Origin of the sequence: Microbacterium sp. PAMC22086 (assembly GCF_019443525.1) — a bacterium.
Lineage (GTDB): Bacteria > Actinomycetota > Actinomycetes > Actinomycetales > Microbacteriaceae > Microbacterium > Microbacterium maritypicum.
The window spans coordinates 2,194,725-2,221,654 of the sequence record NZ_CP080380.1 but is presented as its reverse complement, the minus strand read 5'-3'; the positions used below and the strand labels follow the sequence as shown (position 1 = coordinate 2,221,654).

The window sequence follows — 26,930 nt, the reverse complement described above, 5'->3', positions numbered from 1 at the left end:
GGGAACCATCGCCGGGGCCTCACCGCCGGCACTCTCCCCCGCTCCGCCCGTCGCGGAGCTCACCCGCTGGAAACACCTACGAAGGAAACATCACATGACGACCGTCGAACCGACGATCACGCCGCTGATCGTGCCGGTCTCCCTGGACGCCGATGACGCGGCCGACTTCCGCGCCTGCGCCGCACTCAACCGCCAGATCTGCGATGAACTGGTCGGCCTCCCCGATCTCGCCTCCACAGCCGAGCAGATGCTGCCCGGATGGCAGGACCAGACAGACGCACTCCACCGGGGGTTCGTCGCCCGCATCGACGGGCAGATCGTCGGCATGATCACGATCTACATCGCCCTCGAAGATGAGGCTCACGCGATCGAGTTCGACCTGCTGGTGCCGCGCGAACACTGGGGGCAGGGCATCGAGGATGCCCTGCTCGCGCAGGCAGAAGCCGAGGCGCGGGTACATGATCGAAACGTCCTGCAGACCTGGACGCTGCATCGTCCGGAGGGCACTGAGCGCATGCTCGTGCCGCGCACGAAGTGGGGACGGATCCCGGCGACTCCGCTCTCCGACCTCGTCGAGAGCGACGGCTACGTGCTCGAGCAGGTCGAGCGCAACAGCGAGTACGACCTCCACGCGGACCCCGCTCCCCTGCGCGCAGCGCTGACGGACGCGACCGCGTTCGCCGGCCCCGACTACCGCGTCCTCGAATGGGATATGCCGACTCCGCCCGAACTCCGGGACGGCTTCGCGGACGTCCTCGCCCGGCTGTCGACGGATGCGCCGAGCGGCGACATGGACTTCGCCGAGGAGAGCTGGGACGCCGATCGCGTCGCCCGCCGGGAGGCGAGGATCCTGAGCTCCGGTCAAGCCGTCTCCGTGGTCGCGGTACAGCACGTTCCGACGGGAGAGCTCGTCGCCTACAACGAGCTGGTCATCGCCGCGGACCGCACCGGTGTCACGGAACAGTACGGCACCCTGGTGCGCAAGGACCACCGCGGGCATCGTCTGGGCACGATCGTGAAGTGCGCGAACCTGCTTCGCTGGCGCGAGCTGATGCCGCACTCCACCGTCGTCTCGACCTTCAATGCGGAGGAGAACAGGCCGATGCTGAGCATCAACGAGGCGATCGGCTTCGTGCCCGTCTCGTACGCCGGGGCGTGGCAGAAGATGATCTGACGAGCGCGCGGACCCGATCTCATTCTTCGGGATGACGTCGGGTCCGCACCGTCATCCGCCGGAGCGATGACGGCACCGCGGCGGGTGGCGAGGCTGGAAGCATGAACACTCCCGTGATCGAAGCCCACGCCCTCATCAAGACCTTCGGGACCACGCGCGCTCTCGCCGGCGTCGATCTGGCGATCCATCGAGGCGAATCCGTGGCGATCATGGGCGCCTCCGGCTCCGGCAAGACGACGCTCCTGCACGTGCTGGCTGGAATCACGGCGCCTGATGCCGGCAGCGTCGTCTTCCGCCCCGCCGAGGGCGCCCCCATCGAGGTGACCGCGCTCAGCGAGTCCGCGCGCTCCCGTCTGCGTCGCGAGAGGTTCGGGTTCGTCTTCCAACAGGGTCTTCTCATCCCCGAGCTGACGGCAGTGGAGAACGTCGCGCTGGCGTCCATGATCAACGGCGTCCGCCGCCAGGACGCCGTGCAGCACGCGGCGTCGTGGCTCGCGGCTCTCGGGCTCGCCGGGATGGAGGATCGTCGCATCGGCGAGCTCTCCGGCGGACAGGCCCAGCGCGTCGCCATCGCCCGCGCTCAGGCGACCGGCGCAGAGCTCGTCTTCGCCGACGAGCCCACGGGTGCCCTCGATTCGACGACGTCCTCCGAGGTCATGGACGCCCTCCTGTGGTCGACGACCGGGCAGGGACGCACACTCGTCGTGGTCACGCACGATCCCGACGTCGCCGCCCGCTGCACACGCACGGTCGCCGTGCGCGACGGACGCATCATCTCGTCGGCGGTGGCCGCATGAACCGCAACGTCCTCGCCCTCCTGCTGCGGCCTGCTCCCGGCCAGAACAGCGTCCTCGCGCTGCCGGTGGTCGCCTTCGCCGTGGTGACGATGCTGGTCCTCACGGTCATCGGGGGTGCGCAGTCCTTCTGGGGATGGACGGATGAGATCGCTCCCCTCTACCAGGCCCTCGCGGCCATCGCGCTGGTCCTGCTGGTGGTGCCGCTGATGTCCCTCGGTGGCGCGGCGGCCCGGCTCTCCGCACGTCGACGAGACGAGCGGCTCTCCACCCTCCGCCTGCTCGGAGTGTCACCGGCCGGAGTCACGATCGCCACCGTGGCGGAGTCGGTGCTCGTGGCTGCGGTCGGCGCTCTCGCCGGTGTCATCGGGCACGTCGCGATCAGCCCTCTCATCGGGCTGATCCCGTTCCGGGGCGAAGCACTCGGGTTCGCAGCCGTGGTCCTTCCGCCGCCGCAGACCGTGATCGTCGTCGCGGCCGTGCTCGCACTCGCAGCCACCAGTGCCGTCATCGGCCTTCGACGCGTCGTCATCTCGCCCTTGGGCGTGCGCACGCGCACGGATGTGCCACCGGTGCACTGGATTCGCGCCGTGATCGCCGCCGGTGCGATCGCAATCGCCTTCGTGCTGATCAAGGTGTTCCCCTCGGTCGGCGGCCTGTTGATGACGATCGTCATCCTCGCCGGGCTGTTCGCAGCTGCGTTGGCGGTGCTGAATCTGGTCGGCCCGTGGGTGCTCAAAGTCTCAGCGGGACGCCAGCTGCGCCGCGCCGAACGTCCCGAGCGACTGCTCGCCGCGCGGATCGTGCTGGATTCTCCGAAGGCGGCCTGGCGTCAGGTCGGAGGCATCGCGATGGCGAGCTTCATGGCCGTGTTCGCCGGCACGGGAGTCGCCCTGCTGAACATGATGAGCACCGCCGACGCCGCCGCGTCCGACATCGCCCTCGCCGACGACATCCGCACCGGGCTCATCATCACACTCATCGGCTCGTTCCTGATGGTCGCGGCGTCGGTCGGGGTCAATCAGGCGTCCGATGTGCTCGACCAGCGCGACCTGCACCGCAGCCTGCACCACCTGGGCATGCCGATCGAGACCGTGGATCGGGCGCGTCGTCGCGCGATCATGTCGCCTCTGCTGGTCACGGCGATCGGGTCGGCGCTGGTCGCAGCCGTCCTGGTCTTCCCGCTCGTCGGGATCGCGCTCATCACGGCCCCACTCTCGCTGATGACCATCGCCGCCGTCGTATCGGTCGGGATCGGCGTGGTCTGGGCCACCACGTGGGCCACGCGCCCACTACTGCAGCGTTCCTTCCAGACCGTGTGAAAGCGACTCATGGTCGAATACTACGTAATGACGTATTATTCGACCGTGAGTGATGAGATCTCCCAGCTCCGCGAAGCACTACTTGCTCTGAGCGAGCGGGTGGCAGTGCTGGAGCAGACGCGCCACGTCTCACACAGCGCGCCCTTCGACGAGGGCGGTTTCTGGGCGTTGAACGGCTTGCAGGCGCGCCTCCCCGATGACGCCTCGACGACAGAGGGAGCGGTGATGCTCGTCGGCGCGCTGACGTCGCCGACGGGAGCACCGGTGTCCTGGCAGCAGACCGTGGGAACCGCAGGACAGCTGGAGGCCACGTGGGCGGAACGCGCATCCGTCTTCGCGGCGCTCGGACACCCTGTGCGCCTCGAGCTCCTTCGTCATATCGTCTCGGGAACCCACGCCACGTCGGAGCTCGCCGCCGTCGACGGCCTCGGGACGACCGGACAACTGCATCATCATCTGCGCCAGCTCGTGTCGGCAGGATGGGTGCGCCAGAGTGGGCGCGGCAGCTATGAGGTGCCGGCCGCACGCATCGTGCCCCTGCTCGCGTGCGTGCTCGGAGCAGAACGATGAGGCGCATCCTGCTCGCCCTCTACCGTGTGCGCGGGGCTCTCTACGGCGTCACCGCTCTCATCCTCGTCGCCATCGCCTTCACCAGTGGGATCAGCCTGGGCGATGGCGCTCGTCAGGCGAGGAGCATCGTCGCCGTCATCTCGGTCGGTGTGCTGGCCGTCTGCGTGCTTCTGGTCTTCATCGGGCCACGCCTGATTCCGACCAGAGAGGCCGTGGCGATCTCGGCTCCGGTGTCCGGGCGGTGGCTGAGCGTGAACAGTCCTGCGACCAAGGTTCCCAGCCACGGCATCCGTCTGTACGGACAGGCGTACGCCATCGATCTCGTGCACGAACCCGACGACACCGCCCGCCCGTCGTTCGGCAGCGGGTCCGCCATGCGGCCGGCGCGGGAGTACCCCGCCTTCGGCGAGCCGGTGTTCGCCATGATCGACGGCGTCGTCGTGCGCGCCACCGACTGGCGGCGCGACCATCGAGCCCGATCTAGCGGGTTGGCGATCGCCTACATGCTGATCGAGGGAGCGGTGCGCGAGCTCGGCGGACCCGGATTCATCTTGGGCAACCACGTGACGATCCGTGGGGCGAACGGCGACTTCGCGACCGTGGCTCACCTGGAGCAGGGGTCCGTCGCCGTGAAGGTCGGTGAGACGGTACGCGCCGGGACCCGGATCGCACGTTGTGGGAACTCCGGAAACAGCAGTGAACCGCATGTCCACGCGCAGCTCATGGATAGAGCATCGCCGTGGACGGCTCAAGGCCTACCGATGCTGTTCGTCGACGTCGTCCTCGACGAGGGCGGTCCTCTCGCGGCTCTCCCCGGAACGGGGCAGCACATGATCGCCGCGGTCGCGCGCGGGTAGCCGCTCTACGTGCGCAGCCGCTGGCACCGCGGGCAGAAGTGCGAACCCCGGTTCATGAAGCTCTCGCGCACGATCGACGTGCCGCATCGAGGGCACGGCTTGCCCTGCTGCCCGTAGGCGTTGAGCGAGTGCGCGAAGTAGCCCTGGGCCGCCCCCTTCATTCGGTCCGGTCGCTGTGCGAGTCGTCGGTTTCCGATTGATGGGTGCATTGCCGAGCGTAGTCGACGGGTGCGAGGTAGCCGAGCGATGAATGCCGGCGGTCGTGGTTGTATTCGGTCTTCCAGTCGCCGATCACGACCTGGGCGTGGAGCAGCGAGTTGAAGCTGTTGATGTTCAGGCACTCGTCGCGGAGCCTGCTCTCGGCATCCTCGCCTTCACTTCGGCGAGGATGCCCGTGGCCAGGCCTCTCGCCCTCGCTGCGCCACCGGCGACATCCTCCGCTTCGCGAGGTCACCATGGACGAGCCCCTCGCTGGGCGACGCGTGCGTCCCGTCATGGCCTGAGACCTCACATCACCGACGGGGCCCTGCCGAGAGACGATCCTCACGGCAGGGCCCCGTCACGGTGCTTGGGCGCGAGCGGCCGGGTGCGCCTCGGGGGTCAGGCGTCGTCCCGCCCGGCGGCGCGGTGGACGAACTCGATGAGGGAGTTCTCCATCTCGGCGCGGGTCTCGGGCTCGTTGTGAACCTCGTGGCGGACGTCGGGGTAGATGTGGAGTTCGACGTCGTGGCCCTTCTCCTCCAGGCGCCGGGCGACCTCGCGCGCACCCTCGCCGTAGTTGGTCACCGGGTCCTCCGCGCCCGCGAAGATCGCGACGGGAACCTGCGGAAGGCGGTCGAAGAAGTCGTCGCCGTTGGCCTGGTCGTACACGTCGACGAAGCCCTGCAGGAACCGGTTGCTCAAGGGGGCGCCGAAGTTGTTGAAGGGGTCGCGGCCGTGATCACGGACGACGTCCGCGTTGCGCGCCACCCAGTCCGTCGGGCCGAAGTCCGGGCCGAGGCGGTCGTAGAAGCCGTCGAACAGCTGGCCCACCAACGCATCCGCAGCGGGGGCGGAACCGTCGGCCGCCACGGCAGCCTTCAGGGCCTCGCGATCCAGCGTCGACTCGACACCGCGCATGCCCACGGCGATACCGCCCAGCGCGAGCCCGTCGACCTCGACACCCGGCTGCAGCACCAGCGCCCGCGCGATCATCGACCCCAGGCTGTGGCCGAACACCACGTACGGCAGGTCGGGGAACAGCTCCTTGGCCTTCCGGTACAGCGTCACCTCGTCCTGCACGATGACCGTCGCCGACTCGTCACCGGCGTCACCCCACGTCCCCGACTGCATCGCCGTCCGACCGTGACCCGCGTGATCGTCCGCGACCACGACGAACCCCGCATCCACCAGCGCGGCCGTCATGTGCAGGTACCGGCGGGAGTGCTCGCCGAGACCGTGGATGAGCTGGACCACCGCCACCGGCGTGACCGCCGGTTCGTACACCCAGGCCTGGATGGTGTCGGTGCCGTTGTGCGACGTGAACTCGAGTTCGCGCAGAGCCATGCTGACCTCCTCGTCATGCCCCTCGGGCGGGGAGCTCGACGGTATGACCCTACCGTACCTGCCGACAACGGGATGTCCGGCCCCCGACCTCCGTCGCCCACTCGCGGAACTCCCTGTCGCGGGCGCTGAGAGCGGCAGGTACGCGCCCAGCCCGTCCCGAGAGCCGCGTGACCGGGTCCGGACCCGGCGGCCCGGCAGGGTCACCCCCGGTGGGGGGCCGCGTCCCGCCCGGATCATGCCTGCCGGCCCGCCCCGTGGCACTTCGGACGCTCTGTGCCGGCGCCGGGCGTGCCCGTCCACGCCCGGACGGCCCGCAGAACGTGGACCAGGCCTCGGCATCGCGGCTAAGGAAGGTGAGGCCGGGGTCGATCAGACAGGCGACACGGGACATCACATGGAGAAACGGCGTCCCCGCTCCGGTGCTGCGTGTACCCGACGACGGCCCCCCGGCCGACGAGCCCGGCGCCGACGACCTCGGTCCCGGCGATCACGCCGCGGCCCACGTCGCCCGCGACTACGGTGCCCGCGCCGACGACGCGCCCCACGACCACGCCACCACGCGCCCGACGACCCGTCCGAGCGTCCCCGCAGTGAAGGCGGTGCAGCGCACCTTCCGGGTGGACCGGTACATGCCCAAGACCGCGGCTCAGGCCCGGGTCGTGGCGCGCCTCGACGACGACGGCGTGCTGCGTTACCGCGAGGACCGCGCCCTCTGGGGCGCGAACAACTGGCAGTTCGTGACGGTGCGGGTGCCCGCCGACGCGAGCAAGGCGCAGGTCATGGCCGTGATCAACGCCAAGACGTCCTCGCGTGTGGGTGACGTGCACACCGGTTCGCGCCTGCGTTCCATCACGCGTGCTCGCTCGGTGACGATCGCGTGGGAGCTCGGCAAGGGCGCCCGCCCCACCTCCGCCTGGGGTGCGAACAAGTCCGTCAACCAGATGTTCTTCGCCCGCTCCTGAGCGACCACAGGTGGGCGTGGCCATCACCACCACGCCCACCTGTGGCGGGCCTGCATCGCCGAGCCCGGCCGAGCGACGCGTCGCCCTTGCGAGGGTGGCGCCGTCGCCGCATGTCGGCTCCGCCCCTCGGGGGTGAGTCCGGGACCGGCGCCCTCATGGGTCGAATCACTCGACCCGGCCATCGAATTCGGCGGCAGCCTCTCGGTGATCCTGGGACCCGCGCGGCGTTGCGGGGCGGCCTGGCACCTCTTCTCCGCGTCGTGCAGCAGCGTCCCTTCGCGTGAGAACACTGTGAACGTTCCCCCGAGATGCCGGGGGAGGCTGGGCCGCCCCCTTCATTCGGTCCGGTCGCTGTGCGAGTCGTCGGTTTCCGATTGATGGGTGCATTGCCGAGCGTAGTCGACGGGTGCGAGGTAGCCGAGCGATGAATGCCGGCGGTCGTGGTTGTATTCGGTCTTCCAGTCGCCGATCACGACCTGGGCGTGGAGCAGCGAGTAGAAGCTGTTGATGTTCAGGCACTCGTCGCGGAGCCTGCTGTTGAACGACTCGACGTACCCGTTGTGCCAGGGCGAGCCGGGCGGGATGTAGAACAGGCCGGTGCGGGTGCCGGCCCAGTCGGCCATCGCGTCGCTGATGAACTCGGGGCCGTTGTCGGATCGGAGCACCGCGGGGGCGCCGCGGACGGCGACGAGGTCCTCGAGGGGGGCGGTGAGCCGGTCCGCGGTGAGCGACCGTTCGACGAGCCCGCCGATGCACTCGCGGGTGTGCTCGTCGACGATGGAGCAGATCTTGATCGGACGGCCCTGCTCGTCCGCGTCGAACTGGAAGTCCACCGCCCACACGAGGTTCGGTGCGACCGCTGCCGGGGCGTCGACGGTCGAAGACCCAACGCGTTTGCGGCGACGCCGCTGCGGGACGCGCAGCCCTTCCTCGCGCCAGAGCCGTTGGATCTTCTTGTGGTTCACGACCCACCCCTCGCCGCGGGCATCGTGGTAGGCCCTGCGGTATCCCCACCGCGGGTGCTTCTTCGCATACGCCCGCAGCCAGTCCCGCAACGCCACCGGTAGTACGTCTGCTCGGACACTCCGAGCTCTCGACACACCCCGGCGATGTCGCTACCGCCCGCGAGCATCCTGTCGGCCCGCCCGAGCTTACGGACGACCTGCTCCGAGGTGTGACGCTTCCTGCTGTTCGTCATGATCTGACCAGTCTCACTGCCCGGACCCCCCGGGCAACAGGACCACTCACACAACCACCGGACCTACCAAACGGGGTCAGCCCAGCCCGACTGGCACAGTTAGTCACGTTGACCTGGCGAGCTTGTCCTCATGGGTCCGAGCCACCGGAGAAGCGCGAACATCGCAGGGCCCCTTACACGGAGGATGTTGATCCTCAAACCAGGCGAGGCGACGACCTCTAGACTGGGCCGATGGCCGACCTCCAGTTCGAAGCTTTGGGGCCCACGTTCTACCGTTGCACGATAGAAATCGCTGACAGCACATATTCATCCGGCGTCATCTTCGACTGCCCGCTTGACGACGAGAAAACGAAGAGAGCGCTGCAGGCTGTAGGCGCAGCCTTTGCGTTCGTGCAGCAGAAAGAGCCGTCGCTACTGCATGCCGAAGTCGCGGCCGAACGGCCCTGCGAGGCAGACCGGAACATGTTCGCCAGGTGTGAGCTCAGCTCGCTCAGCGCCGTTTGGGATTCAGAGGCGAATGCTCCCAGCGTTTCCCTCGCCTATGGTTTCGACGACGGAGTGTATGCGGTCGCAACGATGAATGACAGCACAATCGCATCGGTACTGCTCAACGGCTGAGCCTCAGTACCTCCTCACGGCCGTCGCTGGCACCGCGGACAGAAGTGCGACCCGCGATTCATAAAACTCTCGCGGACGATCGACGTGCCGCATCGAGGGCACGGCTTGACCTGCTGCCCGTAGGCGTTGAGCGAGTGCGCGAAGTAGCCGGCCTGACCGTTGACGTTGACGTACTGCGCATCGAAGCTGGTGCCGCCCTCGGCGAGGGCCTTCGCGAGCACGAGGCGCACCTCGGCGAGCAGCCGGCGCACGGCCTGTGTCGACAGGCTGGCGGCGGGCGTCTCCGGGTGGATGCGCGCAGCCCACAGCGACTCGTCGGCGTAGATGTTGCCGATCCCGCTCACGACCCCCTGGTCGAGCAGCACGCGCTTGATCGCGCTCGCCCGTCTGGCCAGAGCAGCACGGAAAGCCGGATCATCGAAACGAGGATCCAGCGGGTCACGGGCGATATGCGCGACCTGGGTGGGGATCCGCGATCCTGCGTCGTCGATCAGTGCGTCCACCGCCAGCGAGCCGAAAGTCCGCTGGTCGGCGAACACGATCGCGAGTTCGCCGTGGGTCGGATGCTCGATGCCGATGCGCACGCGCTCATGGCGTTCGGCGCCCGCATCGGGAGCACGAAGCAGCATCTGGCCGCTCATCCCGAGGTGCGCGATCAGCGCGGAGTCGCCGTCGTCGAGCGGGAGCCAGAGGAACTTGCCCCGGCGGGACGCTGCGGTGAAGGTGCGTCCTTCGAGCCGACCGACGAAATCAGCGGCACCCGCGACGTGCCGCGTGAGCGCGCGTTCATCGAACACGCTCACCGCGGTGATCAGGGATCCGACGGCAGCCGGGGCGAGGCCCGCACGGACGACCTCGACCTCAGGAAGCTCAGGCACGCTCGCTGAGGGTGCGCCAGGCACTGAGGGCCGCAGCCATCTCGGCCGTCTTCTTGCTGCTGCCCGCGCCGGTCATGCTCACATCGCCCACGATGACGGTCGCGACGAACCGCCGGTCGTGATCGGGCCCGCTCGCTTCCACCGAGTAGCGGGGAGGCGTCGCACCGACACGGGCGGCCAGCTCCTGCAGACTGGTCTTCGGATCCATCGCGGCGCCGTAGCGTTCCGGGTCGGCCAGCAGCGGCTTCGTCAGACGCAGCACGAGCTCTGTCGCGGCTTCGGGCCCGGCCGAGAGGTAGGTGGCCCCGATGACGGCTTCCATCGTGTCGGCGAGGATCGAGTCCTTGTCGCGACCGCCCGTCTGCTCCTCACCGCGTCCGAGCAGAAGATGACTACCGAGATCGATCCCGCGCGCGACTTCGGCGAGGGCGACGGTCGACACGACGCTCGCGCGCCGCTTGGCCAGCTCGCCCTCATCGAGATCAGGGTGCGTGGTGAACAGCATGACGGTGACGGCCTGACCGAGCACCGAGTCCCCGAGGAACTCGAGACGCTCGTTGTGCGGGATGGCGCCGTGCTCGTACGCGTACGAGCGATGAGTGAGGGCCAACTCCAGAAGCTCCGCGTCGATATCGACGCGGAGCTTATCTGGGAGAGGCCTCATCCCCCCGGGGACCTCCGTCACCGTACGCGATTCAGACGTCGGCGACCTTGCGGCCCTTGTACTCCAGGAAGAGCTCCGTACCCTGCGAGTCGGTGACGACCTTCGCCTGGTGGGGACGGCTGTAGACGACCTGGCCGTTCTCGATCGTCTTGACGAGCGCGACGGGCGCCGCCTTCCACTGCGCGCGGCGCGAGCGGGTGTTCGAACGGGATACCTTGCGCTTCGGGGGGTTACCAGCCATGACTAGCTCTCTTCTTTCTCGGCGGCACGAGATTCTTCCGTGCCGTCTTGGTCTGTGATGTTCTGGAGCGCACTCCACCGAGGATCGATGGGAGCGGCCTGCTCCGTTCCGGTGCTCACGGTCAGTCGTTCACCCGTTTTCGGGTCGAGACCCGGGCAATCCGGCTGACACACCGGCTGAAAAGGAAGTGCCAGTACGGCCGCATCCCTGACGAGAGTTTCAAGATCCACGTGGTCGTCTTGAACCTCGAAGTCAGTTTCTTCCTCACCAGGATACGCGAAAAGCTCCTGGAACTCGACTTCGACGGGCCGAGTGATGTCGATCAGGCATCTTCCGCACACGCCGGCGTATTCCGCATCAGCGATTCCCGACACGAGGATGCCCTCGTGGACGGACTCCAACCGCACATCGAGATCGAGTTCGGACCCGGCCTCGTACGACACGATCCCCTCACCCCACGCCTCGGAGAGAGCGACGGTGAACTCGTGTTCGCGCATCTCTCCCGGTCGCCGGACGATGTCGCGGGCAGGGAGCACAAAAGGGCCGTTCATTCGAGAGCGCACGCTTCCATGCTACCGGCCAGGGCTCACGGTCGCTCTGACCGCGCGTTCAGGGAAGGGCGTCAGAGCCCGCGGGACCCAGTATCCAGGAACGCCGCGACCGCCGAGGGGACGAAGGGCGTCACATCGCCGCCGAGAGATGCGACCTGGCGCACGAGGGAGCTGGAGACCATGGCGTGCGAGGGGTCGGGCAGGAGGAACACGGTCTCAATGCCGGCGAGGTGTCGGTTAACGATCGCCATCGGAGACTCGTACGCGACGTCGATCTGGGAGCGGATGCCCTTCACCAGCACACCGGCGTTCACATCGCGGGCGTAATCGACCAGGAGACCCATGCTCCACGAACCGATGACGATGTTGCCCTGCATGCCGTCGTCGGCGATCGACTTCTCCAGCAGGGAGAGCCGCTGCGCGATCGGCAGCATCGCCTCTTTGCCCGGGTTGTGCACGACCAGCACGTGCAGCTCGTCATAGAGAGCGGCCGCGCGCCTGATCACATCGAGGTGACCCAGCGTAGGCGGATCGAAGGAACCCGGGACGACGGCGATCCGGCTGCTCATGGTTCCAGCCTAGGGCACGTCGGTTCCGCGTCAGTTCTTCGCCAGCGCCGCGCGATCCTCATCGCTCACACGTCGTGCGATCGCCTCGCGAAGGCCCGGGTGATCGGCCATGTCGGGGTCGGCGGACAGGATGCCCTCGGCCAGCTCACGCGCCCGGGCGATGAGACCGGCGTCCTTCACGACGCGGAGGAGCTTGAGGGAAGAGCGGACGCCCGCCTGCGCCGCGCCGAGCACATCACCCTCACCGCGCAGCTCCAGATCGACCTCGGCGAGGGCGAAACCGTCGAGAGTCGCGGCGACAGCATCGACGCGGTCGCGCGCGAGCGACCCCGCCTCGGCCTCGGTCACGAGGAGGCAGAGCCCGGGGACGCCGCCTCGACCGACTCGCCCGCGCAACTGGTGCAGCTGCGAGACGCCGAACCGGTCGGCATCGAGGACGATCATCGTCGACGCGTTGGGCACGTCGACGCCGACCTCGATCACCGTGGTGGCGAGGAGGAGGTCGATGTCGCCGCGGGCGAAAGACTGCATCACGGCGTCTTTCTCATCCGACGGCATACGACCGTGCAGCACGGCGCGCCGCAGCCCGCCGAGCGTCGGGTGGGTCGCGAGAGCCTCGTCGAGCTGGACGACGCCCCAGCGGGGCCCTGAGGCGCCCTCGGGCGCGAGCGCGGGCTGCTCCCCCGCTTCGGCCGTCTTCTTAGTCGTGTCGATCGCCGCGCACACCGCGAAGACCTGCCGCCCCTGGGCGATCTCCTCCGCGGCCCGCTCCCAGACGCGATTGAACCACCCGGGGTGCTCCGCGAGCGGAGCCACGAACGACTCGATGCCGGCGCGGCCCGCCGGCATGGTGCGGATGACAGAGGTGTCGAGGTCGCCGAAGACCGTCATCGCGACCGTCCGCGGGATCGGCGTCGCCGTCAGCACGAGGGCGTGAGGACTCGAGCCCTTCGCCCGCAGAGCCTCGCGCTGCTCGACACCGAAGCGGTGCTGCTCGTCGACCACGACCAGACCGAGGTCGGCGAACGTCGTCTTCTCCCCCAGCAGGGCATGGGTCCCGACCACGATCAGCGCCTGCCCGGACGCGACCCGCAGGGCGGCCTTGCGGCGCTCGGCCGCGGGCATCTGACCAGTCAGCAGCGTCGGCATCAGCAACGGCGCGAGATCAGGACCGAGCATCTTGGCGATCGAGCGCAGATGCTGACCGGCCAAGACCTCTGTGGGGGCGATCAGCGCGGCCTGGCCGCCGCTCTCGGCCACCTGCAGCATCGCTCGCAGGGCCACCAGCGTCTTACCGGATCCGACTTCGCCCTGAACGAGACGGTTCATCGGCCAGGCACCGACGAGGTCAGCGGCGATCTGCCGTCCCACCGTCTCCTGATCGGGAGTGAGCGTGTACGGGAGGCTCGCGTCGAAGCGTTCCAGCAGCCCGCCCGCGCTCGCAGGCCGCGACGTGGCGGAGAGCGCACGAATCGCGTCCCGCTGCTGGAGGAGCGCCGTCTGCAGGGTGAGCGCCTCATGCATGCGCAGGGTGCGCACGGCCGGGTCGATGTCGTTCCGGGTGCGGGGGCGGTGCACCAGTTCGAGAGCCTCGCGAGCGGTGAGCAGCTCTTCGCGTTCTCGGATCTCCGCGGTCAACGGGTCGGGGGCTTCCGCGAGGTCGTCGAGCACGCGACCGATGAGTCTGGCTATCTGCCAGGTCTGGATCGTCGAGGTCGCGGGATAGATCGGGATCGGCACGGCTGCGCGCGCGTCGGCACTGCGCCGAGCGGAATCCTCATCGTCGAACAGCTCGTACTCCGGGTGCGCGAACTGCGTCACCCCGTTGAACTCCCCGACCTTGCCGGAGAACACACCGCGTCGTCCCACTGCGAGATCTTTCGACCGCCACTCGGCTGCGCCGACGTTCTTGGCGAAGAAGGTCAGCGACATGCGTCCGATCCCGTCGCCGATCACGACGTCGACCATGGCACCGGGACGGTTGCGCATGCGACGGAAGCTCGAGGAGAGAACCTCGGCGACGATGGTCACCGTCTCTCCGAGGGGCAGGTCGCGGATCGGCGTGAGCTCGCCAGGGTCGGCGTAGCGGCGCGGATAGTGCGCGAGCAGGTCTCCGACGCTCTGCATGCCGAAGGCGCGACCGAGCGTCTTGGCAGACGCCGCACCGAGCGCATCCTCCAACGAGGAATCGAGCGTGAGCGACATGCTCCGAGTCTAGGGAACACGACGGACACAGCCGGCACGCAGGCTGTCGTATCGTGAACGGGTGACGAGGATCATCGCAGGCAGCGCCCGAGGCGCCCGACTCGAGGTGCCGGGCTCGGGCACACGCCCCACGAGTGATCGGGTGCGCGAGTCGCTGTTCGGCGCGCTGGAATCCCTGAGCGCGATCGAGGGAGCGAGAGTGCTCGACCTCTACGCCGGATCAGGCGCCCTCGGGCTCGAGGCGCTCAGCCGCGGAGCGGCGAGTGCCGAGTTCGTGGAACGCGCACGCCAGGCCGCGGCCATCGTCCGACGCAACGCCGCCGTCGTCGCCAAGGCGGGCGGTCTGCCGCCCGGTCGCGTCCACGAGAGCACCGCGCACGCGTTCCTGCAGCGCGCGACGGGACCTTTCGACCTCGTCTTCACCGATCCGCCCTACGATCTCGACGACACCGCCATGACCGCCGATCTCGTCGCGCTCGCTCCGCTGCTGTCGGCGGACGCCGTGGTGGTCGTCGAGCGGGCCCGCCGTTCCACGCCGCCCGACTTCGGAGCAGCGAATCTGGAGCAGTTCCGCGAGAAGAGCTACGGCGATACCACAGTGTGGTGGGCTGAACCTGCCCCGGAGGCGAAGGACTCCGAGCGGCTCGATCAGCCGGCGACCGAGTCCCAGTCCCGGTAGGGGTCCCACCCGGAGAGGTCGACAGGAAGGTCGTCGCAGAGCAGGTCTTCTTCTCCGCGAGCCCGAACCGAACCGATGACGCGGAATCCCGGTGGCAGCGTTCCCTCGGGGAACGTCGCGAGCAGCGCATGGTCCTCTCCCCCCGCCAGCGCGCGTTCCGGGTCGTCTCCGAGAAGAGAGCGATCGAGGGCGATCGTGACGCCCGAAGCCGCGGCCATCCGTCGTGCGTCGAGAGCGAGCCCGTCGGAGACGTCCATCATCGCCGTGGCGCCCGCCGTGGCCGCGACCGCACCGAGGCCGATCGGCGGTGCGGGTCGAAGCTGTGCCGCCAGCGCCGCGCTCTCACCCGAAGCGAGGTTCGCCGGATCCACCGGCACGGGGACATCTCCTTCTCGGAACCGCCCGAACAGCACCGCGAGACCGCGAGCGGCATGCCCGAGCTCCCCGGCCACCGCGACGACATCACCAGCTCGCGCACCGCTCCGCGTCACCGCGACACGCCCTTCCAGGTCGCCGAGAGCGGTCACGGCGACCGTCAGCACGTCGGACACCGTCAGATCGCCGCCGACCACAGCGCATCCGGGCGCGAGAGATGCACAGGCGTCGCGGAAGCCGTCGGCGAGGCGCTCGACGAACGACAGACGCAGCTCCCGCGGGACGGCCAGAGCGACGAGCAGCGCGGTCGGGCGGGCACCCATCGCCGCCACATCGGCGAGGTTCACCGCCGCAGCCTTCCAGCCGAGGTCGTACCCACTCGACCATGCGAGACGGAAGTCGGGACCGTGCACGAGCGTGTCTGTCGTCGCCACCACCGAGCCGGAGGGCGTGGCGATGACGGCCGCATCATCGCCCGGACCGATCAGCGTGTGCGAGGCCGCGGGGGTCCGGGTCAGGATCGCCTGGAGAATACGCCCCTCGGACACATCTCCCAGGCGCGGATCGTCGGTATCGGGTCGGGAGGGCATGCTGTCAAAGGTAGCCTGGAAGCATGCCCCGTTCCCGTCGCCTCGCTGTCCTCGCAGGCGCGGTGTCCCTGGCCGCGATGCTCGCCGGCTGCTCGACCACCGTGCACCTCGAACCCGCCGCCGATGCGAACAACCCCGCATGCGCGAACGTCTCCGTGCTGCTGCCGGAGACCGTCGGCGGATTCGATCGGGTCTGGACCGACGCGCAGGCGACAGGTGCCTGGGGCGACCCCACCGTCGTGCTGCGCTGCGGTGTCGAGCCCCCCGCACCGTCTGCACTCGTGTGCACCACCCTCGGCGGCGTCGACTGGTTGGTCCTCGAGCAGGAAGAGGAGCGTCAGAGGCTGGTCACGTTCGGACGCGACCCCGCGGTCGAGGTGACCATCCGCCGCGGCGAGCAGATCGACTTCCAGGCGATCGTCGACAAGATCTCCGCGAGCATCCAGTCCGGGCTCCAGCCCGCGACCGGACAGTGCACGGACCGCGTCGAGTTCCCCGCGAGCTGATCGCCGCGGAGAACCGCGCGCTCAGCGGCGCAGACCGGCTTCGACGAGCTCGGTGATCAGATCGCCGTAGCTCAGGCCCGAGGCGACCCAGCACTTGGGGAACATCGAGATCGGGGTGAAGCCCGGCATCGTGTTGAGCTCGTTCACCACGAGCTCGCCCGACGGCGTCAGGAACATGTCGACGCGGGCCAGCCCACGGCCGTCGACGGCCTCGAACGCGCGGATACCCGCCTGCTGGATGGCCGCCAACTCCGCGTCGGTCACCTCGGCCGGGCACACGACATCCACGCCGTCGCCGCCGAGGTACTTGCCCTCGAAGTCATAGAAGCCCCGCGAGGTCAGCACGATCTCGCCGGGAAGAGATGCCCGGACCCCGTCGGCGCTCTCGAGCACCGCGACCTCGATCTCGCGACCGCTCACGCCTGTCTCGATCAGCACCTTGTCGTCTTCGGCGAAGGCCACGGCCAGGGCTGCGTCCAGTTCGTCGGCGGCTTCGACCTTGGACACCCCGACGCTCGAGCCCGCACGTGCGGGCTTCACGAACACCGGCAGGCCCAGCTCCGCGGCCCGCGCACGCACGACTGCGGCATCGCGATCCCAGTCCGTGCGGCGCACCGTCACCCAGGGAGCGACCGAGATGCCGGAGGCCTCGAGCGCGATCTTCATGAAGTGCTTGTCCATGCAGAGTGCGGAGTCGAGGACCCCACCGCCCGCGTAAGGGACCTCCAGCGTGTCGAAGAAGCCCTGGATGGTGCCGTCCTCGCCGTGCGGTCCATGCAGGATCGGCAGCACCACGTCGATCTCTCCCCGCCCCTCGACGGTGCCGTCGGTCTGCACGACGCGCAGCGTGCGGTCACCGCCCGGCTCCGGCCAGAGCACGCGCGTGCCGTTGTCGACCACTTCGGGGAGGTGCGCCGCGTCAAGCGGGAACTTCGCGGGATCGTCGTCTTCGAGGACGAACGCGCCTTCACGGGTGATCCCGACCGGGATCACGGCGTAGCGGTCGCGGTCAATCGCGCCCAGCACGCCCCCCGCCGTTGCGGAACTGATCGAATGCTCGCTGGAGCGCCCGCCGAAGAGCACCACCACCGTCTGCTTGTCCATGGTTGGTCCTCTCACCCTGCGGGGTGTCGTCGTCCGTCGTCAGGTGCGGTGCGATGTCCCGCGGATTCATCTTGCCGTCGAGCACCATCTTCACCTGCTCGACGATGGGCATGTCGATCTCGGCCTCGCGCGCCAGCTGCAGGACGGGGGCGACGGAGGCCAATCCCTCGGCCGTCTGCTGCATCTGCTTCACGACGTCCTGGAAGCTGTAGCCCTGACCGAGCAGTCGCCCTGCGGTGTTGTTCCGGCTCAGCGGCGACTGACAGGTGGCGATCAGGTCGCCGAGTCCGGCAAGCCCCTGGAGCGTCTCGGGGTGCGCGCCGTTGGCCACCGCGAAGTCGGTCATCTCGACGAGACCGCGGGTGATGATCGACGCCTTGGTGTTCTCGCCGTAGCCGACGCCGTCGACGATGCCGATGGCCACCGCGATCAGGTTCTTCAGGACGCCGCCGAACTCCGTGCCGATCACATCGGTGTTCACGAAGGTGCGGAAGTAGCTGTTCCGAGCCGCGCGCGCGACGATCTCCGCCGTCTCCTGACTGCGCGAGGAGATCACGGCGGCGGTCGGCTGCTCGCGGGCGATCTCGAGAGCGAGGTTCGGTCCGGAGGCCACGGCGACGCGATCGGGGTCGCAGCGCAGCTCCTGCTGGATCACCTGGCTCATGCGCAGTCCGGTTCCGCGCTCGACGCCCTTCATGAGGCTGATGATCTTGGCGTCGCTGTCGGCGAGCAGCGGCCGCAGCGCCTTCAGATTCTCGCGCAGCGACTGGCTCGGCACCGACAGGTAGACCTGGTCCACGCCGTCCAGAGCGGTTGCGAGCTCGTGCGTCGCCGCCATCGTGCGCGGCAGGTTGATGCCGGGCAGATAGCGGGAGTTGCGCTTGGCCTCGTTGATCTCCTGGGCCAGCTCCGGGCGCCGAGCCCACATCGTCACCTGAGCGTCACCGTCGGCGAGGATCTTGCCGAACGTGGTTCCCCAGCTGCCAGATCCTACGACCGCGGCCCGCGGCCCGGCCGCAGCGGTTCTCTTAGGAGTCAAGGCGTCCAGTCTCCTTCTGTCCGTGGCTCGCGGGGTTCCAGCGCTCCGCGGGTGCCTTCTCGTCGCGCAGCTCTTCGAGGAGTGCGGTGATCGCGTTCATCAGACGGTTCGTCGCCTCGGTGAGCGCCGCAGGCTCTCCTGCCCGCTCGCGCAGATCGGAGACGTCGACGGGGTCGCCGATGAGCACTCTGACCGGCTTGCGCAGCGGCCACAGGCTCAGGCCCTTCTGGTAGCGCCCCATGATCGCCTGGGTACCCCACTGCGCCATCGGGATCAGGGGGATGCCGTCGGCGAGGGCCAGACGCACCGCGCCGGACTTGCCGCGCATCGGCCACATATCGGGATCGCGCGTGAGCGTGCCCTCGGGGTAGACGATCACGCCCCGACCGTGCTCGACGAGCTCTTCGGACTGCTTCATAGTCTGCCGTGCGGACGACGCCGACGACGTGCGCGCGACCGGGATCATCCCGGTGCGATGCAGGAACCAGCCGAGCACCGGCACCTTGAACAGGCTCTCCTTGGCCATGAAGCGCGGCGCGCGACCGGACCGCCACACGGCGACGGCGACGATGAGCGGATCGAACTCCGAGTAGTGGTTCGGGGCGAGCACGTACGATCCCTCGCGCGGCAGCTTCTCCGCGCCGCTCACGCGGATCTTCGCGATCAGCGACACGGGAGGGATGATCAGCGCGGCGAGCGGCCAGAAGATGCTCGGCCGCTTCGTCTCCGATGACCGGGACGTCACCGCGGTCACCGGATGACGTCGAAGTCGGCGCCGAGCGCGTCGAGCTTGGCGAGGAACTTCTCGTAGCCGCGGCTGAGGATGTCGACACCGGACACCTTCGACTCGCCGGTGGCGGTCAGCGCCGCGATCACGTGGCTGTAGCCACCGCGCAGGTCGGGAACCACGATGTCGGCGCCGTGCAACGGCGTCGGACCGGTGATGACCGCGGCCTGCTCGAGGTCGCGACGCGGAACACGACGCGGACCGTCCTGGAGGCCTCGGGGGTGCACGACGATGTCGGCGCCCATCTTGACCAGCGCGTCGGTGAAGCCCATGCGGTTCTCGTACACGGTCTCGTGCACCACGGAACGGCCGTGCGCCTGGGTCAGGGCGACGACGAGAGGCTGCTGCCAGTCCGTCATGAAGCCGGGGTGCACGTCGGTCTCGATCACGACGGGCTTGATCTCGCCGTCGCGACGGAACAGGATGCCGTCTTCCTGGATGTCGAACCAGCCGCCGGCCTTGCGGAAGATGTTGAGGAAGGTGAGCATCTCCTGCTGCTTCGCGCCGCCGACGAAGATCTCGCCATCGGTCGCGAGCGCGGCGGAGGCCCAGGACGCGGCCTCGTTGCGGTCGAAGATCGACCGGTGGTCGTAGCCGCGGAGCTTCTCGACGCCCTCGATCACGATGACGCGGTTCGGCTCGTAGGAGATGATCGCGCCCATCTTCTGCAGCACGGCGATCAGGTCCATGATCTCGGGCTCGATGGCGGCGTTGCGCAGCTCCGTGGCGCCCTCGGCGCGCACGGCCGTGAGGAGCACCTGCTCGGTGGCACCGACGCTGGGGTACGGGAGGTGGATGTTCGCCCCGTGCAGGCGGCTTCCCCCCGTGGAGAGGCGGATGCCGCTGGGGAGCTTCTCGACGATCGCACCGAACTTGCGCAGAGCGTCCAGGTGGAAGTCGATGGGGCGGTCACCGATGCGGCATCCACCGAGGTCGGGGATGAACGCCTGACCGAGACGGTGCAGCAGCGGGCCGCAGAAGAGGATCGGAATGCGCGAGGCACCGGCGTGAGCGTCGATCTGCTCGAAGTGCGCGGATTCCACGTCGCTCGGGTCGAACACCAGCGAACCGGGCTCATCGCCTTCGGACACACGCACACCGTGCACCTCGAGCAGCGAGCGCACGACGGCGACATCGCTGATCGCCGGTACGTCGCGCAGGGTGCTCACGGTCTCGCCGAGGAGTGAGGCGACCATGGCCTTCGTCGCCAGGTTCTTCGCCCCCTTGACGTCGACCCGACCGCGAAGCGGGCGTCCGCCTCGAATGGCGAGGACGTCTCCGGTGAGTGCAGGGACTCCGTCCGGAAGAGCGTCGCGCACAGGTGTCGTCATTCGGAGCCTCACTTCATTTACGGATTTCGGGGGCGGGTTGCCCCTGGCTCCCCCGCCCCCACCGTCTACTGAACGGGAAGGGTTCTGGGCCGCCACGACTCGCGACGGGCCTCGAACTGCGCGATCTTGTCTTCGTTGCGCAGCGTGAGCCCGATGTCATCGAGCCCTTCGAGGAGCCGCCATCTAGTGTAATCGTCGATCCCGATCTCGGCCTGGACGTCACCGATCGAGGCGGTGCGCGCCTCGAGGTCGACGGTCATCTGGACCCCGGGATTCCGGTCGATCTCGGCCCAGAACCGCTCGAGATCCTCTTCCGAGATCGTCGCGGCGAGCAGCCCCTGCTTGCCCGAATTGCCCCGGAAGATGTCGGCGAAGCGCGGGCTCAGCACGACTTTGAAGCCGAAGTCACGCAACGCCCACACCGCGTGTTCGCGGCTCGAACCGGTGCCGAAATCGGAGCCGGCCAGGAGCACGGAGGCCCCGTGGAACGCTGTCCGGTTGAGCACGAAATCGGGATCCTGGCGCCATGCATGGAACAGCGCGTCCTCGAATCCGGTCTTGGTGACGCGCTTGAGGAACACCGCAGGGATGATCTGATCGGTGTCGACGTTCGAACGCTTCAGCGGAGCGGCGATACCGGTGTGAGTGGTGAACTTCTCCATGATTCAGAACCCTTCCGTCAGGTCGCTCGGGCTGGACAGGGTGCCGCGGATCGCGGTCGCTGCGGCGACCAGAGGTGAGACGAGATGCGTGCGCCCTCCCTTGCCCTGGCGTCCTTCGAAGTTGCGGTTGGAGGTGGATGCGCAGCGTTCGCCCGGAGCCAGCTGATCCGGGTTCATGCCCAGGCACATCGAGCATCCGGCGAAACGCCATTCCGCCCCGAAGTCCTTGATCACCTTGTCCAGGCCCTCAGCCTCGGCTTCCAGCCGCACCCTCGCCGATCCCGGCACGACCATGACGCGCACGCCGTCGGCCTTCTTCTTGCCCTCGATGATCGACGCGAACGCTCGGAGGTCCTCGATGCGGCTGTTGGTGCACGACCCCATGAAGACCGCGTCCACCGGCACCTCCTTGAGTGGTGTCCCCGGCTTCAGGTCCATGTACTCCAGCGCCCGCTCCGCGGCTGCGCGCTCATTCGGGTCGTCGATCTCGGCGGGGTCGGGCACGGCGGCCGAGAGGGAGCTGCCCTGACCGGGGTTGGTCCCCCACGTCACGAACGGCTCGAGCTGGTCGGCGTCGATGAACACCTCCGCGTCGAAGGTCGCGCCCTCATCGGTCGGCAACGTGCGCCAGTAGGCGACGGCGTCTTCCCAGTCCTGCCCCTTCGGCGCGTGCGGGCGACCCTGGAGGTAGGCGAACGTCGTCTCGTCGGGGGCGACCATGCCGGCGCGGGCCCCTGCCTCGATCGACATGTTGCAGATCGTCATGCGGCCCTCCATGGAGAGCGCGCGGATGGCGCTGCCGCGGAACTCGAGTACGTAGCCCTGTCCCCCGCCGGTACCGATCTTCGCGATCACCGCGAGGATGATGTCCTTCGCCGTCACACCGGGGCGCAACGTGCCCTCGACGTTGATCGCCATGGTCTTGAAAGGCCTCAGCGGCAGGGTCTGCGTGGCCATGACGTGCTCGACCTCGCTGGTGCCGATACCGAACGCCATCGCGCCGAACGCGCCGTGGGTCGAGGTGTGCGAGTCGCCGCAGACCACGGTGATGCCGGGCATGGTCAGCCCGAGCTGGGGCCCGACCACGTGCACGATGCCCTGTTCCGCATCGCCGAGCGAGTGCAGACGCACCCCGAACTCGGCGGCATTGCGGCGCAGCGTCTCGATCTGCGTACGGCTGGTCAGGTCGGCGATCGGCTTGTCGATGTCCCACGTCGGAGTGTTGTGGTCCTCCGTCGCGATCGTGAGGTCGAGGCGACGAAGCGGCCGCCCTTCGCTGCGGAGGCCATCGAAGGCCTGCGGGCTGGTGACCTCGTGCACGAGGTGCAGGTCGATGTAGATGAGGTCCGGCTCGCCGTTCTCGCCCTTGACGACGAGGTGGTCGTCCCAGACCTTCTCGGCGAGAGTCCTGCGGCGTGCGGAATCGGCACCGTTTGCGGGGGTGGTCATTGCGTGTCTCCTGTGGCTGGCGGTTCGGCCCACGACGGACTCCGCGACGAGGAGGGGCTCAGAACGAGGTCTCGTCGCGGCGCCTAAGAAGAAGGAGCACGGTCCGCATGACGTCAGATTACCACCGCTGAGACGTGCTCCGACCCGTCATGACACTCTGTTGAGCACCCGAACGACCGAGAGGCACCGCATGACCGTCGACACCGCCCGCTTCGCCACCCGCGCGGTCCACGCGGCGAGAAGCCGGGAGACGGCCAGCTCCCGCGCGACGCCCATCTACCTGACGGCGGGCTTCGAGTTCGACGACTTCGATCACGCGGCCGACCACTTCAGCACCGGCACCGGCTTCGGCTACACCCGCACAGGGAACCCCACGGTGCGCGCCGTGGAGCGCCAGCTCGCAGCCCTGGAGTCCGGCGCCGACGCCGTGCTCGTGGCCAGCGGCCAGGCAGCAGTGGCGACGGCCCTTCTTACCGTCGCCGGCGCGGGCGATCACATCGTGTCATCCACCCACATCTACGAAGGCACCAGGGGCCTGTTCCTGGACAACCTCGCTCGACTCGACATCGAGACCACGTTCGTCGACGACATCGCCGATGCGGATGCCTGGAGGGCGGCGATCCGCCCGAACACCCGCGCGCTGTTCGCCGAGTCGCTCGCCAACGCCCGCAACGATGTGCTCGACGTCCGCGCCATCAGCGACGTCGGCGATGAGTACGCGATCCCACTGATCGTCGACAACACGCTGGCGACGCCGGCACTGCTGCGCCCTCTCGAGCACGGCGCGGCGATCGCGGTCCATTCCGCGTCGAAGTTCCTGGCCGGGCACGGCTCCGTGCTCGGCGGCGTCATCATCGATGACGGGCGCTTCGACGCCGCTCTCGCTGGCCACAACGCGCCCCATCTCGTCCTCCCCGGCCGGGGGGACGCACCCAGCGTCTTCGCCCGCCACGGGGGCCGCGCCCGCATCGCCTACGCCCGCGAATCCGTCGCCCCGCGATTCGGCGCATCGCCGTCCCCTCTCAACGCCTTCCTGATCGGACAGGGCGTCGAGACGCTCGGCCTGCGGGTCGAGCGACAGTCTCGCAACGCCCTGCAGATCGCCCAGTGGCTGGAACGGCACGAGGAGGTCGAGAGCGTCGACTACGTCGGGCTCCCCTCGCACCCCGACCACGAGGTCGGCAAACGCTACCTCGAGGGCGGGTCCGGATCGATCTTCACCTTCACTCTGCGGGGCGGGCTCCCTGCGGCACGCCGATTCGTCGAGCATGTACGGGTCTTCACCCACATGACCCACATCGGAGATGTGCGCTCTCTGGTGCTGCACCCCGGGACCACCAGTCATGCCCAGCGCACCGAGCAGGAGCGCGAGGCTCTCGGCGTGCGGCCGGGCACCCTGCGGCTGTCGATCGGCATCGAGGACGTCGACGATCTGATCGCGGATCTGTCCCATGTGCTCCAGAACGTACGGGAGACGGTGGCATGAGCCGCCCTCAGCACTTCGGCTGGTTCCTCGCCCGCGGCTTCGGACCGCAGGGCTGGGGCTATCCGTCCCTCGAATGGGACTACGACTGGACGCGCCCCGAGATCTATCAGGACGCCGCGCGCACCCTGGAGCAGGCCGGCTTCGATCTGGTCATCATCGAGGATGCGCCCTCCCTGGGATCGCCTTCGACGATCGATCTGCGCGTCCGGCACGCGTTCGGCGGGCCGAAGCACGACCCGCTCCTGCTGGCTCCTTATCTGTTCCAGGCGACCAGGCACCTGGGCGTGGTGCCGACGGTGAATCCCGCGGCGTACCTCCCCTACACGGCCGCCCGGCAGTTCGCGACGCTGCAGCACCTCAGCGGCCATCGTCTGGGTCTCAACGTGGTCACCGACACCGGCAGCGCACGGCACTTCTCCGCGGCCCCGCAGCTCGGGCACGACGAGGCCTACGACCGCGCCGAGGAATGGCTCGACGGCATCCGCGCCCTCTGGCGCAGCTGGGACGACGGCGCTCTCCTCGCTGATCGGGACACGGATGTCTACGCCGACGGCACCCGCCTGCGTGCGGTCGAGCATCGCGGTGAGCACTTCGCCTTCGACGGCCCGCTCAACGCCGTGCCGTTCACCGACGGGGACCCCGCGATCGTCTCACCCGGCGGCTCGGGCCGAGGGCTCGGCTTCGCCGGCGCGAAATCCGACGTCCAACTGGCTCTGGCGCCGCTGAACGAGAAGTCCGTGCGGGACTACCGCGCCAAAGTGCACGACGCGGCGATCGAGAGAGGACGACGTCCGGAGGACATCAAGATCCTCTTCGCCATCCAGCCCGTGATCACCCCGTCGGTGGAGGAGGCCGACCGCATCGTGGCCGCGTCCGCACACCCCGACGATGCCGCGCTCGTGCAGATCGCCCGCAAGCAGTCGAGCGACCTCGAGACCGATCTCACGTCGCTCGACCTCGACCGTCCGCTCGACCTCTCTGTCTTCGGTGCGCACGTCTCCCGCGGCAGCATCCAGCGTCTGATCGGCGACCGGGGCGAGGAGGCGCCGCTGCGCGCACACCTCAGCGCGCTCGCCCGCGCGGGTCGGATCTCGGACCGCACCGGCTTCGTCGGAACAGCCGAGGAGTTCGCCGACCTGATCGAAGAGCTCGGCGAATGGGGCAATGACGGCGTCCTGCTGTGGGGGGACTTCCATCCGGTCACCCTGCACCGCACCCTCGACGAGCTCGTGCCGGTGCTCCGCCGGCGAGGCATCCTTCGTCGTGAATACGCGGACGGCGGCCTGCAGTCGAACCTGCGCGCGTTCTGAGCGGCGGTCAGGCCGAACGTCACCAGCCCATGGAGCCGGGAACGCCCTTGAAGGGACCGACGACCCAAGACGTGACCCACCCGCCGTAGAACCCGCCCGGTTGCGGGACCGCGACCTCGTCCCCGACGGTGCACTCGTCCATCGGCGCCGCGTACACGGCGACCCGGTCGGTCAGCGCCTCGAAGCCGGGAGACGGGTGCGGATAGTTCCAGGCCGCTCCAGGGCGAAGGGTGTCTCCGCCGCGCACATCGAAGTAGCGGGCGGTGCCCTTGAACTCGCAGAACGAGGCGCCGGGGGCCTCCACCAGCGCACCGGGGATGAAGTCGGCGATCGGAAGGTAGTACACGGGAGGGTGGCTGGTCTCCAGCACGCGCACGGCATCGCGGGTGTCGGCGATCAGGTCACCGCCGAGGCGGATCGTGATGCGTTCGGCGACCGGTTCGACGCGCGGCGGCCTCGGATAGTCCCAGACGGATTCCTGCCCGGCGGACGGGGTGAGGGGGCGAGGTCTGCGCATCTGTTCACTTTACGTCTCTCGGTGTTGACTGGTGCCATGACCGCCATCCCGATGTTCCCGCTCGGCTCGGTGCACTTCCCGCACACCGCGCTTCCGCTGCGCGTGTTCGAGCCGCGGTACCTCACGATGATCGGGCGGCTCCTGGATGAGGAGGACCCGCGGTTCGGTGTCGTGCTCATCGAACGCGGCCATGAGGTCGGCGGTGGCGATCGGCGCAGTCGCATCGGGACGATGGCGCGGCTGGTCAGCGTCTCCGCGGGTGCCGACGCTCTGCTGGCCGTCGCCGTCGGCACCGATCGCTTCACGGTCGATGAGTGGCTGGATGACGACCCCTATCCCCGCGCCGAGGTCACGCCACTGCCCGAGCTCGACTGGAGCGACGAGCTCACCCCGCTGCGCACGCAAGCGGAGGCGATCGTGCGACGGACACTCGCCCGCGCGCCCGAGGCGCAGTGGGATGCCGACACCGAGCTCTCGGACGATCCGATCGCCGCCGCGTGGCAGCTCGCCGCGATCGCTCCCCTCGGCGACTACGACAGATACGCGCTGCTGCAGTCCGCCACGGTGGGGGCGTTGCTTCGTCAGATCATCGACCTCACGCTCGACGCCGAGCTTCTGTGGTCAGACGGGTGAGGTGGCGCTGGCGCATCGCCAGGAAGAGCGGGAAGGTGAAGGCGAACGCCGTCACTCCGGACAGCACGACATAGAGCCAGCCCCTCCGCATCCCGATCCGTCGCGCCTCGACGATGATGAACACGCTCCCCGCGATCGCCACGATCAGGAGATCGACCGTGATCGATGACACCGCCGGACCGCTGCCGACGAGATCGCCGACGAAGTCCACCATCTGCGTGATGGCCAGCACGTTGAACGTCCAGGTGCCGATGAGACCGACCACCGCCAGCACGAGATAGACGACGGCGAGGGGTGTCCAGTGGCGGTTCATG

The 26,930-nt window shown here is 68.6% G+C and carries 28 protein-coding genes and 3 pseudogenes; 12 read left to right on the top strand and 19 right to left on the bottom strand.

Annotation, left to right across the window (positions count from 1 at the left end; genetic code table 11):
* Positions 1-94 precede the first annotated feature (94 nt).
* The 5 genes from KY497_RS11060 (at position 95) to KY497_RS11040 (ending at position 4,717) form a co-directional block, all read left to right on the top strand.
* Positions 95-1,174 carry a GNAT family N-acetyltransferase gene (locus KY497_RS11060; protein ID WP_219869044.1) on the top strand — a complete coding sequence of 360 codons (1,080 nt, stop codon included), beginning with the start codon at positions 95-97 and terminating at the stop codon, positions 1,172-1,174.
* A 101-nt stretch (positions 1,175-1,275) separates the two neighbouring features.
* Positions 1,276-1,971 carry an ABC transporter ATP-binding protein gene (locus KY497_RS11055; protein ID WP_055868556.1) on the top strand — a complete coding sequence of 232 codons (696 nt, stop codon included), beginning with the start codon at positions 1,276-1,278 and terminating at the stop codon, positions 1,969-1,971.
* Positions 1,968-3,290 carry an FtsX-like permease family protein gene (locus KY497_RS11050; protein WP_219869043.1) on the top strand — a complete coding sequence of 441 codons (1,323 nt, stop codon included), beginning with the start codon at positions 1,968-1,970 and terminating at the stop codon, positions 3,288-3,290. Before KY497_RS11055 ends, KY497_RS11050 begins: the two co-directional genes overlap by 4 nt.
* Positions 3,291-3,335: 45 nt before the next feature.
* The gene (locus KY497_RS11045; RefSeq protein WP_258185678.1) at positions 3,336-3,860 is read left to right on the top strand and encodes a helix-turn-helix transcriptional regulator; all 525 of its coding nucleotides are present in this window, start codon (positions 3,336-3,338) and stop codon (positions 3,858-3,860) included.
* Positions 3,857-4,717, top strand: coding sequence for a M23 family metallopeptidase (locus KY497_RS11040; protein WP_219869041.1), 861 nt, complete (start codon positions 3,857-3,859; stop codon positions 4,715-4,717). Before KY497_RS11045 ends, KY497_RS11040 begins: the two co-directional genes overlap by 4 nt.
* Positions 4,718-4,722: 5 nt before the next feature.
* On the opposite strand, the pseudogene KY497_RS11035 reads toward KY497_RS11040, so the two are convergent.
* From KY497_RS11035 to KY497_RS11025, 3 genes and pseudogenes are all read right to left on the bottom strand, one after another.
* Positions 4,723-4,866 (bottom strand): annotated as a pseudogene (locus KY497_RS11035) (zinc finger domain-containing protein); the annotation flags it as partial.
* A gap of 8 nt (positions 4,867-4,874) precedes the next feature.
* Positions 4,875-5,087 (bottom strand): annotated as a pseudogene (locus KY497_RS11030) (integrase core domain-containing protein); the annotation flags it as partial.
* Between the two features lie 230 nt (positions 5,088-5,317).
* Complete coding sequence (locus KY497_RS11025; RefSeq protein ID WP_035964342.1) at positions 5,318-6,262, bottom strand: alpha/beta fold hydrolase; 945 nt, start codon at positions 6,260-6,262, stop codon at positions 5,318-5,320.
* Positions 6,263-6,681: 419 nt separating this feature from the next.
* Here KY497_RS11025 and KY497_RS11020 point away from each other — a divergent pair, with 419 nt between their 5' ends.
* Complete coding sequence (locus KY497_RS11020; RefSeq protein WP_219869040.1) at positions 6,682-7,224, top strand: hypothetical protein; 543 nt, start codon at positions 6,682-6,684, stop codon at positions 7,222-7,224.
* Positions 7,225-7,559: 335 nt separating this feature from the next.
* Here the strand turns inward: KY497_RS11020 and KY497_RS11015 are convergent.
* Positions 7,560-8,422, bottom strand: a pseudogene (locus KY497_RS11015) (IS3 family transposase).
* 231 nt (positions 8,423-8,653) lie between these two features.
* Here KY497_RS11015 and KY497_RS11010 point away from each other — a divergent pair.
* The gene (locus tag KY497_RS11010) at positions 8,654-9,040 is read left to right on the top strand and encodes a hypothetical protein (RefSeq protein WP_218682694.1); all 387 of its coding nucleotides are present in this window, start codon (positions 8,654-8,656) and stop codon (positions 9,038-9,040) included.
* Positions 9,041-9,054: 14 nt separating this feature from the next.
* On the opposite strand, the gene mutM is transcribed toward KY497_RS11010, so the two are convergent.
* The 6 genes from mutM to KY497_RS10980 all read right to left on the bottom strand — a co-directional run bounded on the left by mutM (position 9,055) and on the right by KY497_RS10980 (position 14,148).
* Positions 9,055-9,918 carry a bifunctional DNA-formamidopyrimidine glycosylase/DNA-(apurinic or apyrimidinic site) lyase gene (gene mutM, locus KY497_RS11005; protein WP_219869039.1) on the bottom strand — a complete coding sequence of 288 codons (864 nt, stop codon included), beginning with the start codon at positions 9,916-9,918 and terminating at the stop codon, positions 9,055-9,057.
* Positions 9,911-10,582 carry a ribonuclease III gene (gene rnc / locus KY497_RS11000; protein WP_017830753.1) on the bottom strand — a complete coding sequence of 224 codons (672 nt, stop codon included), beginning with the start codon at positions 10,580-10,582 and terminating at the stop codon, positions 9,911-9,913. The genes mutM and rnc overlap by 8 nt, the downstream gene beginning before the upstream one ends.
* A 31-nt stretch (positions 10,583-10,613) precedes the next feature.
* Positions 10,614-10,823, bottom strand: coding sequence for a 50S ribosomal protein L32 (rpmF, locus tag KY497_RS10995; RefSeq protein WP_017830754.1), 210 nt, complete (start codon positions 10,821-10,823; stop codon positions 10,614-10,616).
* A gap of 2 nt (positions 10,824-10,825) precedes the next feature.
* Positions 10,826-11,374, bottom strand: coding sequence for a DUF177 domain-containing protein (locus KY497_RS10990; RefSeq protein ID WP_219870338.1), 549 nt, complete (start codon positions 11,372-11,374; stop codon positions 10,826-10,828).
* Between the two features lie 71 nt (positions 11,375-11,445).
* Positions 11,446-11,943 carry a pantetheine-phosphate adenylyltransferase gene (coaD, locus tag KY497_RS10985; RefSeq protein ID WP_017830756.1) on the bottom strand — a complete coding sequence of 166 codons (498 nt, stop codon included), beginning with the start codon at positions 11,941-11,943 and terminating at the stop codon, positions 11,446-11,448.
* Between the two features lie 30 nt (positions 11,944-11,973).
* A complete protein-coding gene (locus tag KY497_RS10980) occupies positions 11,974-14,148 on the bottom strand; it encodes an ATP-dependent DNA helicase RecG (protein ID WP_141385974.1) in 2,175 nt (724 codons plus the stop codon).
* A gap of 61 nt (positions 14,149-14,209) precedes the next feature.
* Here KY497_RS10980 and rsmD point away from each other — a divergent pair, with 61 nt between their 5' ends.
* Positions 14,210-14,827: a 16S rRNA (guanine(966)-N(2))-methyltransferase RsmD gene (gene rsmD, locus KY497_RS10975; protein WP_055868568.1), complete on the top strand. Its 618-nt coding sequence runs from the start codon at positions 14,210-14,212 to the stop codon at positions 14,825-14,827.
* Here rsmD and thiL read toward each other — a convergent pair.
* A complete protein-coding gene (gene thiL, locus KY497_RS10970) occupies positions 14,797-15,792 on the bottom strand; it encodes a thiamine-phosphate kinase (protein WP_141385973.1) in 996 nt (331 codons plus the stop codon). The two genes, rsmD and thiL, sit on opposite strands and share 31 nt — an antisense overlap.
* 23 nt (positions 15,793-15,815) lie before the next feature.
* Here thiL and KY497_RS10965 point away from each other — a divergent pair, with 23 nt between their 5' ends.
* A complete protein-coding gene (locus KY497_RS10965; protein WP_055868572.1) occupies positions 15,816-16,298 on the top strand; it encodes a DUF3515 domain-containing protein in 483 nt (160 codons plus the stop codon).
* 21 nt (positions 16,299-16,319) lie between these two features.
* Here the strand turns inward: KY497_RS10965 and KY497_RS10960 are convergent, their stop codons facing one another.
* The 6 genes from KY497_RS10960 to leuC form a co-directional block, all read right to left on the bottom strand.
* Positions 16,320-17,402 (bottom strand): D-alanine--D-alanine ligase family protein, encoded by a 1,083-nt coding sequence (locus KY497_RS10960; protein ID WP_219869038.1) that lies wholly within the window; start codon positions 17,400-17,402, stop codon positions 16,320-16,322.
* On the bottom strand, positions 17,308-18,441 hold the full coding sequence (locus tag KY497_RS10955) for an NAD(P)H-dependent glycerol-3-phosphate dehydrogenase (RefSeq protein WP_218682047.1): 1,134 nt from the start codon (positions 18,439-18,441) through the stop codon (positions 17,308-17,310). The genes KY497_RS10960 and KY497_RS10955 overlap by 95 nt, the downstream gene beginning before the upstream one ends.
* A complete protein-coding gene (locus KY497_RS10950) occupies positions 18,431-19,195 on the bottom strand; it encodes a 1-acyl-sn-glycerol-3-phosphate acyltransferase (RefSeq protein ID WP_055868575.1) in 765 nt (254 codons plus the stop codon). Before KY497_RS10950 ends, KY497_RS10955 begins: the two co-directional genes overlap by 11 nt.
* On the bottom strand, positions 19,192-20,559 hold the full coding sequence (gene murA / locus KY497_RS10945; protein WP_218682046.1) for a UDP-N-acetylglucosamine 1-carboxyvinyltransferase: 1,368 nt from the start codon (positions 20,557-20,559) through the stop codon (positions 19,192-19,194). Before murA ends, KY497_RS10950 begins: the two co-directional genes overlap by 4 nt.
* A 65-nt stretch (positions 20,560-20,624) precedes the next feature.
* Positions 20,625-21,221, bottom strand: coding sequence for a 3-isopropylmalate dehydratase small subunit (gene leuD / locus KY497_RS10940; RefSeq protein WP_219869037.1), 597 nt, complete (start codon positions 21,219-21,221; stop codon positions 20,625-20,627).
* Positions 21,222-21,224: 3 nt separating this feature from the next.
* The gene (leuC, locus tag KY497_RS10935; RefSeq protein ID WP_219869036.1) at positions 21,225-22,670 is read right to left on the bottom strand and encodes a 3-isopropylmalate dehydratase large subunit; all 1,446 of its coding nucleotides are present in this window, start codon (positions 22,668-22,670) and stop codon (positions 21,225-21,227) included.
* Positions 22,671-22,860: 190 nt separating this feature from the next.
* Here leuC and KY497_RS10930 point away from each other — a divergent pair, with 190 nt between their 5' ends.
* Positions 22,861-24,156, top strand: coding sequence for an O-acetylhomoserine aminocarboxypropyltransferase/cysteine synthase family protein (locus KY497_RS10930; RefSeq protein WP_219869035.1), 1,296 nt, complete (start codon positions 22,861-22,863; stop codon positions 24,154-24,156).
* Positions 24,153-25,466: an LLM class flavin-dependent oxidoreductase gene (locus KY497_RS10925; protein WP_141385967.1), complete on the top strand. Its 1,314-nt coding sequence runs from the start codon at positions 24,153-24,155 to the stop codon at positions 25,464-25,466. The genes KY497_RS10930 and KY497_RS10925 overlap by 4 nt, the downstream gene beginning before the upstream one ends.
* A gap of 19 nt (positions 25,467-25,485) precedes the next feature.
* Here the strand turns inward: KY497_RS10925 and KY497_RS10920 are convergent, their stop codons facing one another.
* The gene (locus tag KY497_RS10920; protein WP_055872631.1) at positions 25,486-25,983 is read right to left on the bottom strand and encodes a DUF427 domain-containing protein; all 498 of its coding nucleotides are present in this window, start codon (positions 25,981-25,983) and stop codon (positions 25,486-25,488) included.
* A 36-nt stretch (positions 25,984-26,019) separates the two neighbouring features.
* Here KY497_RS10920 and KY497_RS10915 point away from each other — a divergent pair, with 36 nt between their 5' ends.
* A complete protein-coding gene (locus tag KY497_RS10915) occupies positions 26,020-26,616 on the top strand; it encodes an LON peptidase substrate-binding domain-containing protein (RefSeq protein ID WP_219869034.1) in 597 nt (198 codons plus the stop codon).
* On the opposite strand, the gene KY497_RS10910 is transcribed toward KY497_RS10915, so the two are convergent.
* Complete coding sequence (locus tag KY497_RS10910) at positions 26,579-26,929, bottom strand: DUF2834 domain-containing protein (RefSeq protein ID WP_127482428.1); 351 nt, start codon at positions 26,927-26,929, stop codon at positions 26,579-26,581. The genes KY497_RS10915 and KY497_RS10910 overlap by 38 nt on opposite strands.
* Between the last annotated feature and the right edge of the window lies 1 nt (position 26,930).

Excerpts from the sequence above, each read along its gene's own strand:
- KY497_RS11060 (WP_219869044.1), top strand. The coding sequence starts at position 95 with ATGACGACCGTCGAACCGACGATCACGCCGCTGATCGTGCCGGTCTCC.
- KY497_RS11055 (WP_055868556.1), top strand. The coding sequence starts at position 1,276 with ATGAACACTCCCGTGATCGAAGCCCACGCCCTCATCAAGACCTTCGGG.
- KY497_RS11050 (WP_219869043.1), top strand. The coding sequence starts at position 1,968 with ATGAACCGCAACGTCCTCGCCCTCCTGCTGCGGCCTGCTCCCGGCCAG.
- KY497_RS11040 (WP_219869041.1), top strand. The coding sequence starts at position 3,857 with ATGAGGCGCATCCTGCTCGCCCTCTACCGTGTGCGCGGGGCTCTCTAC.
- KY497_RS11025 (WP_035964342.1), bottom strand. The coding sequence starts at position 6,262 with ATGGCTCTGCGCGAACTCGAGTTCACGTCGCACAACGGCACCGACACC.
- KY497_RS11010 (WP_218682694.1), top strand. The coding sequence starts at position 8,654 with ATGGCCGACCTCCAGTTCGAAGCTTTGGGGCCCACGTTCTACCGTTGC.
- rnc (WP_017830753.1), bottom strand. The coding sequence starts at position 10,582 with ATGAGGCCTCTCCCAGATAAGCTCCGCGTCGATATCGACGCGGAGCTT.
- rpmF (WP_017830754.1), bottom strand. The coding sequence starts at position 10,823 with ATGGCTGGTAACCCCCCGAAGCGCAAGGTATCCCGTTCGAACACCCGC.
- KY497_RS10990 (WP_219870338.1), bottom strand. The coding sequence starts at position 11,374 with ATGAACGGCCCTTTTGTGCTCCCTGCCCGCGACATCGTCCGGCGACCG.
- coaD (WP_017830756.1), bottom strand. The coding sequence starts at position 11,943 with ATGAGCAGCCGGATCGCCGTCGTCCCGGGTTCCTTCGATCCGCCTACG.
- KY497_RS10980 (WP_141385974.1), bottom strand. The coding sequence starts at position 14,148 with ATGTCGCTCACGCTCGATTCCTCGTTGGAGGATGCGCTCGGTGCGGCG.
- thiL (WP_141385973.1), bottom strand. The coding sequence starts at position 15,792 with ATGCCCTCCCGACCCGATACCGACGATCCGCGCCTGGGAGATGTGTCC.
- KY497_RS10965 (WP_055868572.1), top strand. The coding sequence starts at position 15,816 with ATGCCCCGTTCCCGTCGCCTCGCTGTCCTCGCAGGCGCGGTGTCCCTG.
- KY497_RS10960 (WP_219869038.1), bottom strand. The coding sequence starts at position 17,402 with ATGGACAAGCAGACGGTGGTGGTGCTCTTCGGCGGGCGCTCCAGCGAG.
- murA (WP_218682046.1), bottom strand. The coding sequence starts at position 20,559 with ATGACGACACCTGTGCGCGACGCTCTTCCGGACGGAGTCCCTGCACTC.
- leuD (WP_219869037.1), bottom strand. The coding sequence starts at position 21,221 with ATGGAGAAGTTCACCACTCACACCGGTATCGCCGCTCCGCTGAAGCGT.
- leuC (WP_219869036.1), bottom strand. The coding sequence starts at position 22,670 with ATGACCACCCCCGCAAACGGTGCCGATTCCGCACGCCGCAGGACTCTC.
- KY497_RS10930 (WP_219869035.1), top strand. The coding sequence starts at position 22,861 with ATGACCGTCGACACCGCCCGCTTCGCCACCCGCGCGGTCCACGCGGCG.
- KY497_RS10925 (WP_141385967.1), top strand. The coding sequence starts at position 24,153 with ATGAGCCGCCCTCAGCACTTCGGCTGGTTCCTCGCCCGCGGCTTCGGA.
- KY497_RS10920 (WP_055872631.1), bottom strand. The coding sequence starts at position 25,983 with ATGCGCAGACCTCGCCCCCTCACCCCGTCCGCCGGGCAGGAATCCGTC.
- KY497_RS10915 (WP_219869034.1), top strand. The coding sequence starts at position 26,020 with ATGACCGCCATCCCGATGTTCCCGCTCGGCTCGGTGCACTTCCCGCAC.
- KY497_RS10910 (WP_127482428.1), bottom strand. The coding sequence starts at position 26,929 with ATGAACCGCCACTGGACACCCCTCGCCGTCGTCTATCTCGTGCTGGCG.